Genomic DNA, 19,723 nt, shown 5'->3' with positions numbered 1-19,723 from the left:
CACCCTCCTATTATACTCTTATCTTATATCGCATATATCCTATATGAAAAAGAACCGACACCGGACATTCGCCGGTGCCGGTTCACTCGCCGTTTTTCTCTATATTTTTTGGAAAAATATACCTGTCAAAAAACTCGTCTGTCAAATTAATTAAGTCTATTAGAAATAAGAATGATTAGATCAGACCTGCGGTCTTCATCTCTTTCTTGATCTTGTCAAGAACTGCACCCTCCGGAGTCGGCAGGTTCGGCTTGTACGGAACACCGATCTCTCTTCCGCGCAGATTTGCCATATCCTTTGCTGCAACCGGGAAGCTGGCACCATCCATGGACAGACGTACCGGATTCAGCTTGAACTGAGCCTCAAGAGATCCCTGAAGATCACCTGCAACGTACTTGTTGTATACATCGGTGATCAGCTCCGGCATGAAGTTCGCTGCGGTGCATACACCACCTACTGCGCCGTGGCACATGGAAGCGTACAGCAGAGTATCCTTTCCACCGAATACCTTGAAGTTTACGTCTCTGGTACGACGGATGAACTCAGAAGTCTGGGTGATATCACCGCTGGTATCCTTCATACCTACAATGTTCTTAACCTCATGAGCCAGACGCTCTACAAGGTTTCCGGACATCGTGTAACCAACACGTCCCGGGTTGTTGTACAGAAGCATTGGGGTATCCGGAACTGCCTCTGCGATCGTCTTAAAGTGCTCAAACAGCTCAGTCTCAGTTGGCTTTAAGAACATCGGCTGAAGTACAGAGATACCTGCTGCACCGTTTGCAACTGCCATCTTTGCAAGACGAACACATTTCTTGGTGCTGATTGCACCGATTCCGAAGTATACCGGAACACGACCAGCTGCCTGATCTACCATGATCTTTAAGCCACGCTCCATCTCGTCCTCTTCGATCACATAGAACTCACCGTTGCTACCGAATGCAAGGATACCACTTACACCGCCGTTGATTACGAAATCAACCTGCTCACGCATCTTCTTCTCATCAATCAGCTCATTCTCATCAATCGGGGTCAGAATCGGAACTACTACACCCTTAATAAAATCTGTATTCATCGCCATTCTCCTTTTAAAAAGGGTGCCTCCAGATAACGTTATCTGTTTTTCAGCCTGTTATCATTTGGCACCCTCTGTTTTGTTAGAAATTTATTGTAATTCTGTAATTACTCTAATTACTTGTTCTCTTTTACTACGCTGGTACCAGAGATCTTCTCGTAGTACTTTACGATGCTGGAATGATCTTCCTTGTCGCATCCCTCTGCTCTCAGGAACTGCATAACCTCCATCATCTGAGCGGTCAGCGGAGCCGGGGAGCTGATTGCATGTGCTGCATTCAGAGCGTTGTTCAGATCCTTGATGTGAAGCTCGATACGGAAGCCCGGCTTGTAGTTGCCATCAAGCATCATCGGTGCCTTTGCATCCATAACGGTAGATCCAGCCAGACCACCACGGATTGCCTTGTAAACCAGCTCCGGATCGGTGCCAGCCTTCTTAGCGAAGGTCAGAGCCTCTGCAACTGCTGCAATGTTGATTGCAACTACCATCTGGTTAGCCAGCTTTGCAACATTACCGGAACCAAGATCGCCAACGTATACAACAGAGCCAGCCATTACCATCAGCATGTCATAGTACTTGTCGAACAGATCCTTCTTACCACCTACCATAACAGACAGGGTTCCGTCGATTGCCTTCGGCTCACCACCGGATACCGGAGCATCCAGCATCTCGATGCCGTACTTTGCGCACTCCTCACCGATCTTCTTGCTCTCGGTAGGATCAATGGAGCTCATGTCAATCAGAACCAGACCCGGCTTAGCACCCTCAGCAACGCCATCCTTGCCCAGGACTGCTGCTCTTACGTGCGGGGAATTCGGAACCATGGTGATAACTACATCTACCTGGGAAGCTACTTCCTTACCGCTCTCTGCTGCCTTTGCACCGCAGGATACCAGATCTGCTACTGCATCTTTATTAAAATCGAAAACGACCAGCTCGTAACCTGCTTTTACCAGGTTCTTTGCCATCGGTCTTCCCATGATACCAAGTCCAATAAATCCAATTTTCATTTCAATTTCCTCACTTTCTTAATATATGATAAGTTTGGTTGTTACTTCTTATTTGGTCTGTCAAGGAATCTCTTTCCTTAACTCTGACCTGATTATAAGAAATTTTTTTGCGGTTCGCAATCGGCTGTTTTACTAAATTCGAGTTTGTTTTCTATACAAAAAAGACAATATTTCATTTTATTTTATTTTTATTAAGAGTCATTTCATTTTTATTCAAACATTTTTGCTACGCTATACTCTTCTGCCTGATCTTTTGTCAGCTGGTGCGTCCAGTCAGGACGATTACTAAGGTCTGCACCCTGCCCGAAGCATCCGTACTCTGCAAAAAACGAAGTCTCGTGCGCAAGCTCTTTTCCCCAGTCATTCCATCCCTCCGCACGGATATGAGCACCGATCTCGCAGTTTAGAAGAACAACCTTCGCCCATTCTCTCCACGGACGACCGAGATAAACAGTTTTCTCCGGGCAGTTACTCTCAAACCGACAGTGGCTCATCACATAGCCGAACCGCTGATCTTCCGGCGTGGACGGGGCTGTCACATATCCCTTGATCTCGCGGTCGACGTTCTTGGAAAACAGCGTGCAGTTCTCAAACCACGCCATTGCGCCTCCAAAGATAAAGTCAACCTCGCCCTCGATATAGCAATCCTCATAATACTGGCGTGTCTTCGTTCTCGGCGCAAACTGCTTCGGTCCGATAAAACCGTCCTTCTCGATCTCCTTTGGCGGAAGCGGAGCTGTAAACAGCGTGTCCTGCCATCCGAGCAGTCGACAACCGCGCACACAGAGCCGATCTCCGTCCGCATAGAGTGCAATCGCCTGTCCGACCTCAGTTCCCGGACCGGCGCCATTCTCGATTGTCAGGTTTTCCAGTGTCACATCCGGAGCGTCGACAAACATCGTGTAAGTCCGAAATGTCCCTCTCTTCTTTCCGTCGTCGAGGATCGTTCTCGCTCCGAGCGCGCAGGTAATTACGGTCTGCTCTGCCGTCTCACGGCTCTCCCCGCAGATCGTCACTCCTGGCACACGCACCGTCACCTGCTCCTCGTAGATACCCGGATGAACGAGAATCCGGCGCACTGTATCAGGATGATGCTCCAGATCATCAAGTGCCTCCTGAATCGAAGAAAATGTTCCGTTCTCCGTTTCCACCAATCCTTCCATCGGCATTTCTGTGCCCTTTTTCATCTCAATCTCACTGTCACAGTGATTCTTATTGTGTTTTTCGCTGTTGTTTTCCATCATATCGTTCTCTCTGACCTCCCTGTCTACCAGTTAATATTGTATTTCTTCATGAGTCGCCACAGCGTACTCTTGCTGACTTTCAGTTCTTTTGCCGTCTGTTCCCGGTTCCCACCATATTTTTTCAGCGTGTCAAGGATCACCTGTGCACGCGGAGAAATCGGTAACGCTCCCACACTCTGATCTTTCTGTGTCGTCTGTACCATCTGTGTCGTCTGGGAGTTCTGTAAAATCTGTGAATTTTGTCCGGTCTGCCCCGGGATTCCGATTCCGGAAGCCGAGAAATTGGCATCTTCATTCCCCCAGACTTTTCGGTGCGTATTTTCCGGGTAAAGCTCATTTAAGAGTGCACGCACCACATTTTCATCAAGACTTCTGCGATCTGCAGTCAAAATCAGGCGCTCAAAAAAGCTCTCTATCTGGAACAGATTTCCACGCCATGGATAATGAATCAAAAGCTGTTTTGCCCCGGCTGTCAGCACATGGTATCGCGAATAGCGGTCACAGCAGTCCTGAAGCGTCTCCTCAAGTTTCTCACTCAAATCTTCCGGTCGCTCTCTGAGTGGCGGAACCGCAAGCTCCAGACCCGAGAGCAGGTAATAGAGATCCCGGCTGATTCTTCCCTGATCTGCAAGAAGCGCCAGCGGTTCTCCGACCGTCGCCATAACGCGCACGCTGACTTTTCTGAGCGAGGCAATGTCCGCGCCGTAGCAGACGCGAAACCGGATCAACTGGTAGAGGCGGTATTGATTTGCCGAGGTCAGATACTCAAGATCCCGAAGAAGCAGGGTTCCGCCCTGAGCCTGAAGCACCGCTCCCCTCTCCCCGAAAATCATATTTCGCTGTTCCTCTCCGGTCAGTCCCTCACACGGCACATCGAGAAATGGACCTCTGCTCCGGCTTCCGCTGTTGTGAATGCTCTCCGCAATCATGCGTTTCTCCGTTCCCGGCTCCCCGGAGAGCACAACCGGATGCTCTGAGAGCGCGTAAAGCCCTGCCAGGCGGATACACTCCTGCATTGCAGGCGATTCCTGAAGAATATCGTCAAAACGAACGAGTGGCGGAAGCCCTTTCTGCCCCCTCTCCTTCTCACTGCTCTTTGGCAGAACCTGTACGCTCCTTCTCACGCGGTGACAGCTCATGATTGCACCGTCCACCCGACTCTCATAGAGCACAGGTGCAAGGAGGACATAGAGCGGAACATGACCGATCTCCATCGTCAGCGAATAATCTTTGCCCTCACCGAGCACTTTTCTGAGTGCTTCCTCCCCGATCGACGGAAGCAAAGTCCGAACATTCTGACCACAGAGTTTCTCCTGAGGTTTTCCGAACAGATCCTCCATCACCGGATTCACCGCCGCGACAAGCCCGTCTGCATCCATTCGCATAATTCCGCTGAACGAGTAATCCGAAATCGTCTCAATCTGGGCAGCTGTCTTCTTCTCCACGCTCATCGCATAGTCCATGCTCTCCGCCATTGAAAATGCCTGACGCATCGAATCCTCAGTCATCGAGAGAAACAGTGACGGTACTCCCGCCTGCGTCGCAAGTGAAACCGCCGTATCTCCTCCGATAATCAGATCCGCCTGATCCTCCATCGCCGAGCGCACCGCCCCCGGAAGTCCCGCTCCCTGTCTTGCAAAATACGTCCTCAGCTCAATCCCATAGAGTTCATCAAAGTAGGACATATCACAGAACATATTCTGAAATCCCACAACCGCGATCACCGGTCTTTGCTTTTTGACGATCTGTTTTGCCTTCATCACAAGGAGCGCCATCTCCTGAGCGGTCAGCACAATCTCGACAACCGGAATATCCGTGTACTGCTTGATTAACGACGCCTGAAGTCCTCGCGCAATGATGATCGAAGCCCCGTCCGCAATCGAGCGTCTGGCTTCTGTCACCGCATTCTCCGTCCGGATCACGCGCATTTCCTGAATCTCAAGTTTCTTCTCCTGCAAAATATTGTGCGCCTGATGAAGCATCTCCTCCCTCGAGACCAGAAGTGCTATCTTCCCCATAAAATCCCCCTTTAAATTTTCTGTAAGAAATAAACAATTCCTGTAAAACGAAAAACAGGCTGTCGCAAATGCTGGAACTGTCTCTCAGTCCGCCTTGCGACAGCCTCCTCATTTAAAGCATGTCTAATTTAACTGTTCAATATCTTCACAATTACTTCGTCTCTTTTTATCTCTTCATCTATTCTCAGTCTTCCACATCAAATGTCATATAGGTATCTTTCGGGATCGTCGTCTCATACATCGGCTTTCCATCCGGATACTCAGACTCCTGATAGATCTTTAAATTTACCTCATTATCCTGATACAGACCGCCGAATGTATCATCCCCAGACTCACCGTAGGAGAAATCCTGTACAGCGACCTGATCGTTGATGCACTTGAGCGCATCGCTTGCGTATTCCGCTGCATCTGCTCCGCTCGTTCCATCCTTCACGACAACCTCAACATCGATGTACTCCTGATCGAGATGAAGGGCAAAGTCTACCTGTGATGCCATCGGATAGTCATCTTCCTCGAGAATCACGTCATTCACATCGTCGTGAAGCTGATCCTCATCAATCTCGATGTTCATATACATATTGAAATCCGGCGCTCCGTCAGAAGCCGCTTCATCCTGACGCACAATGTTGCTCTTTGTACAACCACCCAGCAGAAGTACACAGGCAGTTGCCAGAAGAAGGGAAGTCAGTGTTCTTTTTTTCATAATTCATTTCCTCCTGATTTTCATCACTTTTCAAAACTTCATCCATATTTTTATCTTCGTCGCCAGCTCACTCTATCTCTTCAAATTCCAAAACACAGTATCACAAACGGTCACCACTTTTTCCCTCACCAGAGAGGGATCCCAAAATTTTATGGAGCAGACGACGCAATACGATGTATTATATACGATTCCTTTTCATTTGAACAGGTTTTTCAAGAAAAAGTAAAGAAAATTTCACAATTTCGTTCCTGTTCATCTGTTATGCAAACAGGAACCTCTTTTCATTTTTTATCTACCATTTTCATTCTTATTTCACATAAAGAAATAAAGAATGTACCTTGGCACATTCTCGCGCCGAGGCACGGTTGCTTCGGCCAGATTCCTCCCGCAAAAATGAAAGCGCTTACGGCATCTTACGGCATAAAAACATGAAAAACTTTCGTTAAAACTGCGACAAAATCACTTGCACATTTGTGCGCTCCATTTTATAATATACTGTATACAAGAAATATGTGACCCGTATCATTGCAGGTATGGATCGAAAGCGTCACTGGAAGCCCCCCACACTATTCACGAAATCCCGCAAACAGTGACCAGACAGAACACGATGATACGATGCAAAATAATGTTCAGACAGACCCATAAACACCTGTCTGTTCAACCTTCTAAGGAGGAATTTATGGCCAGACATCTTGCTCTGAAAGCATATGGAAAAATTAATCTGGGACTTGATGTCCTGAAACGCCGAGAAGATGGATACCACGAAGTTCGCATGATTATGCAGACCGTCGGCATCTTTGACCGTCTCGATCTTGAACCGAAGCCTGAACCGGGCATTTCGGTGGAATGTAACCTCTATTATCTCCCTACAAACGAAAACAATCTGGTTTACCGGGCTGCCAAGCTCCTCATGGATGAATTCGACATCAAAGAAGGACTCTCCATCCGTCTGAAAAAGTTTATTCCGGTTGCAGCGGGAATGGCGGGCGGAAGCAGCGATGCGGCTGCCGTTCTTTTTGGAGTCAACCGGATTTTTCGCCTCGGACTCTCGATGGAAGAGCTGATGGAACGCGGTGTCAAGATCGGCGCAGATGTTCCCTACTGTCTGATGCGCGGAACGGCACTTTCCGAGGGAATCGGAGAAATTCTGACTCCTCTCCCGCCGGTTCCCCAGTGTCCGGTTTTGATTGCCAAGCCATCAATTAATGTGTCTACAAAATTTGTCTACGAAAACCTGCACCTCAATCAGCTCTCCCCGGCTGATCACCCGAATATTGACGGCATTCTCACCGCGATCCGCGACGGTCAGATTTCCGGAATCGCGGAAAATCTTGGAAATATTCTTGAGACCGTCACCATCAAGGAATATCCGATCATTCAGGAGATCAAGGACACGATGCTCCGTCACGGCGCGATCGGATCTCTGATGAGCGGAAGCGGACCTACGGTCTTTGGTCTTTTCCCGGATCAGGAAACCGCCACAACCGCCTACGAACACATGCGGTTCGGCGAGTCCTCCAATCTCGCTAAACAGGTTTATCTGACAAACTTTTACAATCTGAATCAGTAAGGAGAGTGCATTATGAATCATGAACTGAAAGTCAATATGAACGAATATCTGCCACTTCGAGATGTAGTCTTCAACACCCTGCGCCAGGCAATCTTAAAAGGCGAACTTGAGCCGGGTGAACGTCTGATGGAGATTCAGCTTGCCGACCGCCTCGGCGTAAGCCGTACCCCGATCCGCGAGGCAATCCGCAAACTCGAGCTGGAGGGTCTCGTTCTCATGATTCCGAGAAAGGGAGCAGAAGTCGCAAAGATTTCCGAGAAGAGTCTGCGCGATGTGCTTGAGGTTCGCCGTTCCCTCGAGGAACTTGCAATCGAGCTTGCCTGCCAGCGTATGACCGAAGATGACATCCGTGAACTTCAGGAAGCACAGAATGCGTTCCGCATTGCAATCACCTCCGGCGATGCAATGAGCATGGCAGAGACCGATGAACGCTACCACGACATCATTTACAACGGAACCGGAAACAACCGCCTCGTTCAGATTCTGAACAATTTGAGAGAGCAGATGTACCGCTACCGCCTCGAGTACATCAAGGACGCTGACAAACGCCAGATCCTCGTCGTTGAGCACGACAATATCCTCAAGGCAATCCGTGGTCGCCACGTCGCAGAGGCAAAGACCGCAATCCGCGAGCACATCGACAATCAGGAGATCACGGTTTCCAGGAATTTAAAGGAACAGCAGTAAATAAAAAAAGCGATGAATCAGAAATTAATTTTTTCTCCGATTCATCGCTTTTTTCATCTCATTATCTTAACCTGACTATCTTACTTACTACTAAAAAATTTTCTTACGCTTCCGCTTCATCCCAGAAGACCTCTCCTCCATACGGGAAACCATCCTCTGCCTCCGCATTCAGGTTCTGGACGGTCACATTCTTCGCCCCGCGAATGTATGCGCCGTAGATCTTACCTGCGAGAAGTCCCTCGCCGTCACACGGTCGGATGTCGTAACCGTCACAAGCCCACTTGCTGTTTTTGAGCAGATGAACCGAGATGTCCTTCATCGAGATTCCATCGATATGCCCTGGCTTTGATCCGTACACGAAGACTCCGCTCTCGCCGGTGATCTGAATGTTCTCAAGCCTTACATTTCGAATTTTTCCGAACGGGCGACCCTCATGGCGCTCCTCTGCGGTGATATAGATGCCCTCCGCATTGCCCCAGTACTGGTCAATGAAATTTCTCGTCTCGATCATCAGATTGCGGATCTGCACATTCTCGATATTTCCCTTGTCGCGAAGCTGAAGGGCTACGCCACGGTTCGACTTTCGGATGATGCAGTTGTCAATGAGGATATTTCTAAAATCACCCTCGCTCTCCGTTCCGAACTTGATTGCCGCACTTGTGGATTCAAGGATACAACCACTGATGATTACATTTTCAGTCGTCCCGTATTTCTGTTCTGCCTCAGTTGTCTTGAGCACAATGCAATCGTCCGCTGACTCGATGTAGCAGTTCTGAATTCTCACATTCTGGCAGTGATCCGGGTCGATTCCGTCACAGTTTGCCATCTTCATATTGTTCAGAATCCGGATTCCATCGACGAGAACATCCTGACAGCCGACCATGTGGAGCGTCCAGAATGCGGAATTCTGAAGCGTCACGCCGGTGATTGTGAAGTGGCGGACATCCTCGATATAGAGAAGCGGAGTTCTCGGATACCACGCACCCTCGATGTGGTACTGGGTCTCGGTTCCGTAGTAGACCACCTCATTTCCATCGATCGCTCCGTGACCGGTGATCCGAATATTCTCACCGGTTGCATAAATAAAATAATGAGCCGGCTTGCCATTGTATTCACAGTTGATATACGAGGGAATGTCCGTCTCATTGTTTGATTTTTCCACAACCGTAATACTTCTAAGATCCTCGATGCGCTCGCTCTGCCTGAGCACTGCCCCGCTCTCAATATGAAGTTCGGTGTTGGAGTAAATTTGAATGGTTCCGATTTTGTATGTTCTTCCGCCCGGGACAAGCACAACGCCACCGCTTTCACGGCAGGAGTCCAGCGCCTGCTGGACTGCCTGCGTATCAAGCGTGACTCCGTCGCCCACGGCTCCGAAATCAAGAATATTAATCATTTTACTTGTTTACCTCTGCCATTGCACATTTCCAAAGTGCCTTGATGTAACCCATGCTGTATGTCCATGCGGTCGTTGATCCACCCGTGCCGACTCCCTCGCCCCACAGCGGAACGTGGTCAGCGTGAAGCACGCCGTCGTAATCTGCCTTGACAAACTCTTTCATGACTTTGTACATATCCATGTAGCCGTCCTCAAGCAGAGTTTCCTCGAATCGCGGTATGGTGTTGCTGACATTTCTGAAATGTACGCAGAGCACTTTCTTATTCTCCACGAAGTACTTGATGTCCTCGAGAACATTTCCGAAATGCTCTCCGCCCTCAAGCCAACATCCGATACACATCTTCATGCCGAGATACGGGCTGTTTCCCGCAAGCTCAAACGCATGCTTGTAATCTTCTGCGGAGGTAATCAGGTTGGAGATTCCACACAGGCAGTCTACCGGCGGATCGTTCGGATGAAGAGCGAGCTTCAAGTCGATGTCCTCACACACCGGAAGTACCCGGTCGAGGAAGTATTTGAAGTTGTCCCACATCTCCTCCTTCGTGTAGAGTCTTCCATGTGTGTACGGCAGTTGTGCAAGCTGATCGGTGTCGACGATTCTTGCGACGGCTCCTCTCGTCTTCTCACCAACTGCCCACTTTGAGGTCAATACCTTGTTCGGCTCCCAGGTCATGTATCCGATGTGGATGCCTGCCTTTGCCAGAATAATGTTGAACTGGTTGAATTTCTCGATCGCCTCATCCCTTCCCGGAAGTCCGAGATGAATCTTTGCGTTCTTGTAAATTCCCACATTTCCCGCATCGGTACAGGTCAGACCAAACTTGTCCAGTCTGTTCATGAAGCGCATCACGCTGTCATAGTTGCTGTCCTCATCGGAAAAGATTACATATACATACTTGATTCCCATCTGCTTGATTAAAAGCAGTTGCTCGTCGGTGTAGTCGGAATTGACTCTCGACTGGATCTTGATCTTCTCTCCTAACATAGTCCTACCCGCCTTTTTCTAATTTCTCCCCGTCTTTTTTGTCGTCCGGCGTTACTGTTCACGCATTGCGCAAGCAGTAACCGTCCGTTCTCTCTTGCTGTCTCTGTCTCTAGTCTATCTCTTTGGTCGTTTTCTTCGACCTTTTTATTCGGTCCAGTGTACTGCTTCCGGAGTCCACTGCTCAAGGCTTACATCGTAAATTCCAGTATCTGCAAGTGCCGGATCTGCAAAGGACTGATAGTAAATGATAGCAAGAGGAGTGATCATCACATAGTCATGTGCGAGTGCAACAGCTGCTTCCTGAAGTTTTTCTTTCTTCTCATCCTGAGTCTTTGCGGCTCTTGCTGCAAACAGCGGGTCCTCAAATTCCGGCGGATCAAGCATGATGCCATGGTTCTTGATACCCTCGGTGGAGTACAGGCGGATATAGTTTGCGGTGAAGTCCATCTTACTTGCGCCACGGTTTGCAATGAATCCATCAATATCATCATCCTTCTGCATTTCAGCCAGAGCAGATGCGTCCATCGTTACAACCTCTGCATTGACATTGACGGAAGACAGGATTGCCTGGAATGCGGTAGCCGTATCGTTATCCTGAGACTTGCAGTAAATCTTAGTGTCAAATCCATCCGGATATCCTGCCTCTGCAAGCATCGATTTTGCGAGATCTATGTTGTACTCATAGAACTCGGTTCCCTCTTTGTATGCCCAGGAGTCCGGTGCTGCGAACAGCGGGGTTGCCTCACCGATACCACCGGAAAGTGCACCTGCTACATCGTCCCACGGAATTGCATGCATGATTGCCTGACGAACCTTCAGATCTCCCATCGGGTGCTTGTCGGACTTACTGTTCCAGATGATGTGCTTGATATCTGCAACGTTTGCGGTCTTACGTCCGATTGCTGTGAATCCTGCATTCTGGAGCTGTTTGATGATCGAATCGCTCTCAAACTTCAGTGCAACACCGACTTCCTTGTTCAGCATTGCGGACATCATCGTGTTCACATCCGACATCATGTCGATCTCGAGCTTGTCGATATGCGGCTCGCCCGCGATACGGTAATCCGGATTCTTGTGGTAGGTTACCTTGTTATCGGTTACATACTCATCAAGGATGAACGGACCGGTGCCGACTGCATGTGTCTTGCACCACTCTTCACCATTATCATCATAAGCCTTCTTGGAAGCGATGAAGACACTGCCGATTGCGCTGTCCCAGATGTTTGACCACTCATCAAACGTGATCTTGACCGTCTTGTCATCCACTACCTCGATGCTCTTCGGGTTGCAGACCTCAGATCCTTTTCCGTTGTCCACATACTGCTGAATGTTCCATGCAACAACCTCTGCATTGCAATCACTGCCATCGCTGAACTTTACCCCATCTCTCAGCGTGATCGTGAAGGTCAGGTTATCCGCATCAGTCTCAAATTTCTCTGCAAGCCACGGCTCATATGAACCATCCTCAAGTTGTCTGCCGAGCTGTTCGAGAACCGGCTGTGCTGCGAACCAGTCACCGGTTGAAGTCGACTGTGGCATGAAGAAAGTCTTCTGGAACTGCGGAATCGCAATCTTTAAGTCTCCGCCCTCTTTCAGAGTGCCTGCCGGCTTGCTCTCTGCGGATGACTCAGCACTTGCAGTGGTCTCCCCAGACGCACTCTGCTGTGCGGTCGTCTCCGCGCTGTCTTTTGCAGATCCCCCACATCCGCTGAGTGCACCTGCACACATGGATGCTGCCAAAAACATCGATAACACTTTCTTGAACTTCATAAATTGCCTCCTCCTTTTTTCTCCTTTTTCCCTTAATTTGCTCTTATCATTAGCGGTCGGTCATCTCACCGACCGCTATAAGAATCAACTTTATAAGAGGTACTGCTTACTCATACAGGAAACATGCAACCTCATGTCCGTTTCCGACATCCTTTAACTTTGGAACTTCCTTCCGGCACCGGTCAGTCACACAGTTGCATCGATCGCTGAACGGGCATCCTGTCGGACGGTTCGTAAGACTCGGAACCTCACCGCGGATCTCCACGCGCTCTCTCGTCTTCTCGACCTTCGGATCTGCGACCGGAACTGCCCCTAACAGAACCTTCGTGTAAGGATGAAGCGTGTTGCTGTAAAGTTCCTCACACTCCGCAATCTCCACAATTCGTCCGAGATACATGACGAGAATTCGATCACTGATATGTTTGACAACTGCAAGGTCATGGGCGATAAACAGGTACGTCAGTCCCAGTTTCGCCTGAAGTTCCTCAAGCAGGTTGATGATCTGCGCCTGAATCGAGACATCGAGTGCCGAGATCGGCTCATCGCAGATGATCAGATCCGGATTTGAGGAAAGTGCTCTCGCAATTCCGATTCTCTGTCTCTGACCACCGGAGAACTCGTGAGGAACACGGTTCTTCATCGACGGGTCAAGATCAACCATCCGAAGCAGTTCATCAACTTTCTTCTCATACTCCTCTCTCGTCTTGACGAGCTTGTGAATCAGAAGAGACTCCCCGACAATCGACTCTGCGGTCTGTCTCGGGTCAAGTGAGGAGAACGGATCCTGGAAGATCATCGCCATCTGCTTGCGGTACGGATACATCTGCTTGTCGTTGAACTTTGCAATGTCGACTCCGTTGAAATTGATCTCACCGCTGTCCGGCTGGTAGACTCTCATGATACATCTCGCAAGGGTTGTCTTTCCACATCCGGACTCACCTACGATTCCGAGGGTCTCACCCTTTCTGACGCGGAAGCTGATGTCCTCGATCGCCTTCACATCTCCGATATGCTTTCTCATCATTCCCTTGTAGATCGGAAAATACTTCTTCACATCTTTTACATCGAGACAGATCTCATCGCCGATCACAGCTCTCTCAGCCTTCTTCACCGGCTTTGCATCGATCTCCGCCTTTTTGAGTGCTTTCTCTGCCTCCGTCAGATGGCAGGCACAGAAATGATCTTTTTCAAGTTCTTTGAGAACTGGCTTTTTCTGAGATTTACACTTGTCCATGTGGTACTCACACCGGTCATAGAACGGGCAGTACTCTGGACGCAATGCCGGGTTCGGCGGAAGTCCGTCGATCGGAATCAGGATTCTGTCACGGTCATCGTCCAGTCTCGGAATCGCACGAAGAAGAGCTCTCGTGTACGGGTGTTCCGGATTCTCAAACAACCTCTCGGCGTCCGTCGTCTCCACGATTCCGCCTGCATACATGACATAGATTCTCTCTGCGAATCTTGCGACGATTCCAAGGTTATGGGTAACGATCACGACAGCCGTGTTCGTCTTCTTTGCGATGTCACGGATCATCTCAAGGATCTGAGCCTGAGTCGTTACATCGAGAGCCGTCGTCGCCTCATCTGCGACAAGGACAGATGGCTCGGAGGACATTGCCATCGCAATCATGATTCTCTGACGCATACCACCGGAGAACTGCTGAGGATAATAGGTGAATCTCTCCTCTGCATCCGGAATGTTGACCATCTTCATCATCTCGATCGCACGTTTCTTTGCCTCTTCTTTGCTCAAATGAAGATGTTCGATGATATTTTCCTGAATCTGAAATCCGACTGTCAGAACCGGGTTTAACGAAGTCATCGGCTCCTGGAAGATCATGCTGACTCTTCCACCGCGCATCTTTCTCACTTCTGCACTGTTCGGTCCATAACTGAGCATGTTTTTGTCGCTTCCGTCGAGATAAACCTCTCCTCCGGTGACCTTGCCCGGCTCCTGAATCAGCTGAAGCGCACTCATCATCGTGACGGATTTTCCGCTTCCGGACTCTCCTACAATTCCGATGATCTCTCCGGGATTCAGATAGACGGAGACATCTTCGACTGCCTTAAACATTTTTCCGTCGGTGCGAAAACTCGTCTCAATATTTTTGATCTCGTATAAATGTTTTTCTGCCATCCTATGCTTCCCCTCTCAGTCTGGGATCGAGAGCATCTCGAACACCGTCACCCAACATATTCAACGAAATAACCAGAATCGCAACGCAGACACCCGGAATAAGTGCAAAGACCGGATTGTCCATCAGATAGTTTCTTCCCTCACTGACCATACTTCCCCAGGAAGCTGTCGGTGCGCTGATTCCAAGTCCGAGGAAGCTAAGGCCTGCCTCTGCAAGAATTGTGGAACCAACCTGCTGAGTCATCATAACGATGATCGGGGAAATACTGTTTGGCAAAATGTGTCGAAACATCAGGCGGAAATCTTTGTTTCCCTGAAGTTTTCCTGCCATGATGTAATCTGCCTGTTTTATCGTAAGCACCTGACCTCTCATCATTCGGACATATCCTGCCATTGAGGAAATTCCAAGGATGATTGCAAGGTTCTTGATTCCGCTTCCAAATACTGCGGTCAGCGCCATCGCCAGAATGATCTGCGGTACTGCTCGTACCGCCTCCATCAGTCTTGTGATCAGATCATCGATCCAGCCACCGAAATAACCGGCGATCATTCCGAGCACCGTGCCGATTGCACATGCCACAACGACTGCGAGAACGCCAATGATCAGGCTGACTCTCGTTCCGTAAATAATTCTGCTCAAGACATCTCGTCCAAAGTTATCGGTTCCGAGAAAATGAGCGGTACTCGGCATCTGAAGAAATGCCGCAAAGTCGGGCTTATCCGGATCATACGGAGCGACAAACGGAGCGAATAGTGCGAGAAAGATGAAGAGCAGGACAATGATCGCATTGATGATCGTCACCTTTCTTGCAAATACCGTTTTGAAAAATTTTTTGATGTTCTTTGTATCTTTCATTCTGCCCTCCCAATTTACTCAAACCGTACTCGCGGATCGACTACTGCGTAGAGGATATCCGTTGCCAGATTCACCAGACAGGATACCAGCGCGATTGCCAGCACACAAGCCTGAACAACCGGAATGTCTCTTGACTGGATTGCCTTTACCATCAGAGATCCCATTCCCGGGATGTTGAAAACAGATTCTACAAACATCGAACCGGCAATCAGGTTTCCAAGTCTCATACCGAGAATCGTGATAACCGGAATCAATGCATTTTTCAGAGCATGAAGATAAATAACCTTGTTGTTTGCGATACCTTTACTTCTTGCGGTTCGGATGTAATCCTGACGGATGACTTCAAGCATACTCGATCTCGTCTGTCTCGTCGTGGAAGCGATACCTCCCAGGGAAAGACAAAACAGTGGCATGATCATCTGTTTCCATCCCATCGCATTCACCCACGGCCAATCAAATCCGTAGGAAGGCAACCAGCCTAGCTTCATCGCAAACACGAACATGATCAGCAAGGCGAACCAGAATTGAGGAAGACATGCCGTCACGTTTGCGATCAGCGTCACAACCGTATCAAGTGGCTTTCCACGATTCACTGCACTGATAACTCCAAACAGAATTCCGAATGGAACGCTAATGATAAACGCTGCAATCGAGAAAAACAGAGTGATCGGAATTCTCGATGCAAGTACTTCCGAGGTCTTCATGTGGAACTGGGTGGATTCTCCGAGATCTCCACGGAGCGCATCCGCAAGCCAGCTGAAATACCGGACAATCACCGGCTGATCCAGTTTCAGTTCATGGAACACTCGATCATATTCTTCCTGTGATACTTCCTCTCCAAGCATCGCATAAACCGGGTCGCCCGGAATCATGGATACCAGAAGGAAAATAAAAATAGAAAGAAGAAATACAACTAATAACATCTGTCCCGTTCTTTTTGCTATATATCCCTTCATCTTTGTCTGTCAGAACAAGTTCTGCACGTCCTCCCCTCCTGTTGATGATTCAATTTTAATCGTTTTTGATAACAAATACCAATTAGTTCTAGCACATTTTTTATAGTCCACGCCTATGTATCCAATATTTTGTACGATTTTTCCAGATATTCCTCTTGATTTTTGAATCTATATCGTGTATTTTATATATATTATTGATGTTGCCTATAATTATTATTAATTTCCCCATCAATCTATTATTTTCACACATTTATCCATGTGCATACAATTTAAGAGATTTTTTACCCATTAAATCTGTGCGCACATCATTAGCATCAGGAGGTCTTACAGAATATGGATATTCGATATATGGAATACATTCTCACACTTGCAAAGACAGGAAATATCACACAGGCTGCGAAAGATCTGTACATCTCTCAGCCGACGCTAAGCCAGTTTATCCGAAACTATCAGACTACGACCGGAATCAGTCTGTTCAAGCGGATGAACGGGCGTTACACCCTGACTCCCGCCGGGGAGACGTTCTGCAAGTACGCCGAACAGATCATTGAACTTGAGAACACGATGAACCAGGCAATGCAGGGATTTAAGAATACCCGTATTCTCAAGATCGGTACCTCCACGACAAAAGCGATCTCGATGGTCACCCACCTGATTCCACTTTACCGCAAGGAATTCCCGAATATTGATATTGCGATGTCTGAGGGAAACTCTTTCACAACGATGGCAAAAGTCGTCAACAATGAACTGGATCTCGCGTTTGGCTCCATCCCATCGACCGATCTCTACAAGGGGCAGATGATCACGCTCCGAAACGAAAAGATTGCGCTCGCCGTGCCAAGCCGGATGGCTCTCTGCAAGAATGCAAATTACAACTATATTCATCAGCTCGACTTGGAGACGTTTGCGGTGGAACTGCACGACGCACCGTTTATTCTCCAGCATCCCGGCTCCTGCATCCGCTACCTCGCCGACGGAGTCTTCCGCGCCGTGCACATGACGCCAAGTGTTATTCTGAATACAAGTAACGCTTCCGCGATTGTCAAGTCAGTCTCCTCCGGCATGGGAATCGGCTTCATCCCGGTCAGCAACATGGTGCTCGATCCGAATATTGTGTACTTCCTGCTCGATCCACCGCTTTACCGGATTCATTGCATGGTTTACCGCAAGAAAATGGAGAAGGATCTACCGTTCCAGCGACTGTTTGAGATGGCACAGGAATACACCGAGCAGTGGAGCGACTTAAATCCGGAAGTCGGAGATCTCATTCCCGGAACACAGGGCTAAAAAAATGTCAAAATATAGTATAATGCCGAAAATTAACAGTGTATATATCTATATTTATTTTTTTGAATGAATTTTCTGAACGCTAACCAAACTTTCCCTGCGTGTACATTGCATTTTTATTCTCACTCCTGTATAATGAAAGCTAATATGTGCTCCCGGAATCTATCCTGAAAATGGATTATTGTGAGAAATGGATCTCAATTACATTGACAGTGCCAGATGCCGGAAAAATTTTATGAGCGATGAGCACCTCAACATGTATGGAGGAACAAGATTATGCTTTCGGGACTTTTTAACTACGATAACCCCGTCTGGCGGTTTATCGGCAAATTTTTTGATATTCTGATTCTGAATATCCTGTGGATGGTGTGCAGTATCCCGATTTTCACGATCGGAGCTTCCACGACAGCCGTCTACTATGTGACTTTGAAACTTGTCCGCGATGAGGAAGGTTCCACCGTAAAGGCTTTCTTCAAATCATTCCGCGAGAATTTCAAGCAGGCAACCGCAATCTGGATCGTTCTTCTGATCACCGGAATCATCATTGCAGGAGATCTGTATTTCTTCATCCGCGTGCAGAATGTTTCTCCGACTCTGCGCATGGTGATGCTCGCAATTTTTGCTGGATTCGGTCTGATCTGGAGTGGAATCGCACTGTTTGTCTTCCCGCTTCAGTGCCGTTTTTACAATCCGGTGAGACGGACGCTGTTCAATGCATTTTTTATGTCAATCCGCCATTTTCTTCAGACAATCGGAATTCTGGTGATTGACCTTGCGATTCCGGCACTCGCATTTTTCGTTCTGCCGATAATCCAGCCATTTTTGTTCCTGTTCGGATTTCCGCTGTTTGCATTTATCAATTCTTTTATGTTCGTCGGAATTTTTGATAAATACATGCCGAAACAGACGGAAGAGCATGTGACAGATTCGGAAATGTAAAATTGGGTTGAAGCAAAAGAAGCAAAGAAGTGAATTAAAAAGCTGAATTAAAGAATAAAAAACAGTATAAGGACTTAAAATCACTATGCGAATTACGGAAGAATCCATGAAACAGACTTCCGGCGAGATTTCTGCCGAAAACCAAAATATTAAAAAACCGGAAGAGCCTCACCTGACGGAGCGCGAAAAACTCCGCTCGATGAATTTTCAGGATAAACTGTGGTATATCTGGAACTACTATCGCTTTCATATGGTTGCCGCCGTTCTCGCGATTGTTGTCGCCGTCAACGTCGGAACCGTGGTTTATCACGGCACGTTTCACACCGCTTTGCACTGCATGATTATCAACAGCCGGGATGAAGAGGGATTCCAGGCAGAACCACTCGAGCAGGATTTTGCATCCTGGGCCGGGATGGGGAAGAAGGACGAAATTATCTCCGAAACTACCTTCCTTGCGTTTGGGGATGATGCATCTGAGTATATTTATGCATCGATGGCAAAGATCTCCGCTCTCGTCGCCGCAAAGGATCTCGATGTGATGATCTGCGATGAGGAAACGCTTGATCACTACTCTTCGATGGATGGCTATCTCGATCTTGAAGCTGTGCTTCCAGAGGATCTCTTGAATGTAGTCAAAGATCGCCTGTATTATACAGAAAATGGAGATGGAACCCGCCATGCGTATGCGGTTGACATCTCTGGCACTGCATTTGCAGAAAATTCTAATATCCAGCTCTCACCGGCATTGTTTGGAATTGTCAGCAACAGTGTGCGAACGGAGACGTCGTTGGATCTGTTGAAGTATATTTTTGAGGTTGCAAAATAAAGCCAAGAAATACACCAATCAATGAGATTAATGTTATTAATGCCATTTTGTTATTATGTTATTGTCATTTTGTACGGCTCCGACAGCGGACAAAGTCATGCAAACTCGTTCTCACTCCGGGTTTGCATTAACTTGCCCGACTGCGGAGCTTGTTCCACCCTTAATTTTGGAAATTCTACAAATATAAATACTATCCATATAACTCAATATTTTTCAGTCATTTTGGATACCTCATAAATCTAACTTTCTCACTTTAGAATC

General features: G+C 48.0%; 16 protein-coding genes and 1 pseudogene. 5 read left to right on the top strand and 12 right to left on the bottom strand.

The window, feature by feature from the left end; translation table 11 throughout:
* Nucleotides 1-175 precede the first annotated feature (175 nt).
* The 5 genes from AC4EVX_RS00950 to AC4EVX_RS00930 form a co-directional block, all read right to left on the bottom strand.
* Nucleotides 176-1,075, bottom strand: coding sequence for a dihydrodipicolinate synthase family protein (locus AC4EVX_RS00950; protein WP_177978054.1), 900 nt, complete (start codon nt 1,073-1,075; stop codon nt 176-178).
* Between the two features lie 116 nt (nt 1,076-1,191).
* The gene (garR, locus tag AC4EVX_RS00945) at nt 1,192-2,085 is read right to left on the bottom strand and encodes a 2-hydroxy-3-oxopropionate reductase (RefSeq protein ID WP_177978055.1); all 894 of its coding nucleotides are present in this window, start codon (nt 2,083-2,085) and stop codon (nt 1,192-1,194) included.
* A gap of 209 nt (nt 2,086-2,294) precedes the next feature.
* Nucleotides 2,295-3,329 (bottom strand): pectinesterase family protein, encoded by a 1,035-nt coding sequence (locus tag AC4EVX_RS00940; RefSeq protein WP_490159370.1) that lies wholly within the window; start codon nt 3,327-3,329, stop codon nt 2,295-2,297.
* 23 nt (nt 3,330-3,352) lie between these two features.
* Nucleotides 3,353-5,347: a PrpR N-terminal domain-containing protein gene (locus AC4EVX_RS00935; RefSeq protein WP_177978056.1), complete on the bottom strand. Its 1,995-nt coding sequence runs from the start codon at nt 5,345-5,347 to the stop codon at nt 3,353-3,355.
* A gap of 184 nt (nt 5,348-5,531) precedes the next feature.
* Nucleotides 5,532-6,050 carry a hypothetical protein gene (locus AC4EVX_RS00930; RefSeq protein WP_177978057.1) on the bottom strand — a complete coding sequence of 173 codons (519 nt, stop codon included), beginning with the start codon at nt 6,048-6,050 and terminating at the stop codon, nt 5,532-5,534.
* 679 nt (nt 6,051-6,729) lie between these two features.
* On the opposite strand from AC4EVX_RS00930, the gene ispE reads away from it, so the two are divergent.
* Both ispE and AC4EVX_RS00920 read left to right on the top strand, forming a co-directional pair.
* Nucleotides 6,730-7,620 carry a 4-(cytidine 5'-diphospho)-2-C-methyl-D-erythritol kinase gene (ispE, locus tag AC4EVX_RS00925; protein WP_177978058.1) on the top strand — a complete coding sequence of 297 codons (891 nt, stop codon included), beginning with the start codon at nt 6,730-6,732 and terminating at the stop codon, nt 7,618-7,620.
* Nucleotides 7,621-7,632: 12 nt separating this feature from the next.
* Nucleotides 7,633-8,307, top strand: a complete 675-nt coding sequence (locus AC4EVX_RS00920; protein ID WP_308451226.1) for a GntR family transcriptional regulator — start codon at nt 7,633-7,635, stop codon at nt 8,305-8,307.
* 103 nt (nt 8,308-8,410) lie between these two features.
* Here the strand turns inward: AC4EVX_RS00920 and AC4EVX_RS00915 are convergent, their stop codons facing one another.
* The 7 genes and pseudogenes from AC4EVX_RS00915 to AC4EVX_RS00885 all read right to left on the bottom strand — a co-directional run bounded on the left by AC4EVX_RS00915 (nt 8,411) and on the right by AC4EVX_RS00885 (nt 16,410).
* Complete coding sequence (locus tag AC4EVX_RS00915) at nt 8,411-9,703, bottom strand: glycosyl hydrolase family 28 protein (protein WP_177978060.1); 1,293 nt, start codon at nt 9,701-9,703, stop codon at nt 8,411-8,413.
* A 1-nt stretch (nt 9,704) separates the two neighbouring features.
* Nucleotides 9,705-10,691, bottom strand: coding sequence for a mannonate dehydratase (locus AC4EVX_RS00910; RefSeq protein ID WP_177978061.1), 987 nt, complete (start codon nt 10,689-10,691; stop codon nt 9,705-9,707).
* A 144-nt stretch (nt 10,692-10,835) separates the two neighbouring features.
* Nucleotides 10,836-12,461, bottom strand: coding sequence for an ABC transporter substrate-binding protein (locus AC4EVX_RS00905; protein ID WP_177978062.1), 1,626 nt, complete (start codon nt 12,459-12,461; stop codon nt 10,836-10,838).
* A gap of 106 nt (nt 12,462-12,567) precedes the next feature.
* Nucleotides 12,568-13,548, bottom strand: a complete 981-nt coding sequence (locus AC4EVX_RS00900; protein WP_490159398.1) for an ABC transporter ATP-binding protein — start codon at nt 13,546-13,548, stop codon at nt 12,568-12,570.
* Nucleotides 13,549-13,617: 69 nt separating this feature from the next.
* Nucleotides 13,618-14,598 (bottom strand): annotated as a pseudogene (locus tag AC4EVX_RS00895) (ABC transporter ATP-binding protein); the annotation flags it as partial.
* Nucleotide 14,599: 1 nt separating this feature from the next.
* The gene (locus AC4EVX_RS00890; protein ID WP_177978064.1) at nt 14,600-15,454 is read right to left on the bottom strand and encodes an ABC transporter permease; all 855 of its coding nucleotides are present in this window, start codon (nt 15,452-15,454) and stop codon (nt 14,600-14,602) included.
* A 14-nt stretch (nt 15,455-15,468) separates the two neighbouring features.
* Entirely contained in the window at nt 15,469-16,410 is a 942-nt protein-coding gene (locus tag AC4EVX_RS00885) for an ABC transporter permease (RefSeq protein ID WP_490159369.1), read from the bottom strand.
* A 333-nt stretch (nt 16,411-16,743) separates the two neighbouring features.
* Between AC4EVX_RS00885 and AC4EVX_RS00880 the strand changes: the two genes are divergently transcribed.
* From AC4EVX_RS00880 to AC4EVX_RS00870, 3 genes are all read left to right on the top strand, one after another.
* Entirely contained in the window at nt 16,744-17,697 is a 954-nt protein-coding gene (locus AC4EVX_RS00880) for a LysR substrate-binding domain-containing protein (protein WP_177978066.1), read from the top strand.
* 276 nt (nt 17,698-17,973) lie between these two features.
* Nucleotides 17,974-18,636 (top strand): DUF624 domain-containing protein, encoded by a 663-nt coding sequence (locus AC4EVX_RS00875; RefSeq protein ID WP_177978067.1) that lies wholly within the window; start codon nt 17,974-17,976, stop codon nt 18,634-18,636.
* Between the two features lie 85 nt (nt 18,637-18,721).
* The gene (locus tag AC4EVX_RS00870; RefSeq protein WP_490159368.1) at nt 18,722-19,462 is read left to right on the top strand and encodes a hypothetical protein; all 741 of its coding nucleotides are present in this window, start codon (nt 18,722-18,724) and stop codon (nt 19,460-19,462) included.
* Nucleotides 19,463-19,723: the final 261 nt, after the last annotated feature.

The organism is Brotaphodocola sp. (assembly GCF_983179755.1).
The sequence above is the reverse complement of the archived record's forward strand: the minus strand, read 5'-3'. Positions and strand labels throughout refer to the sequence as shown.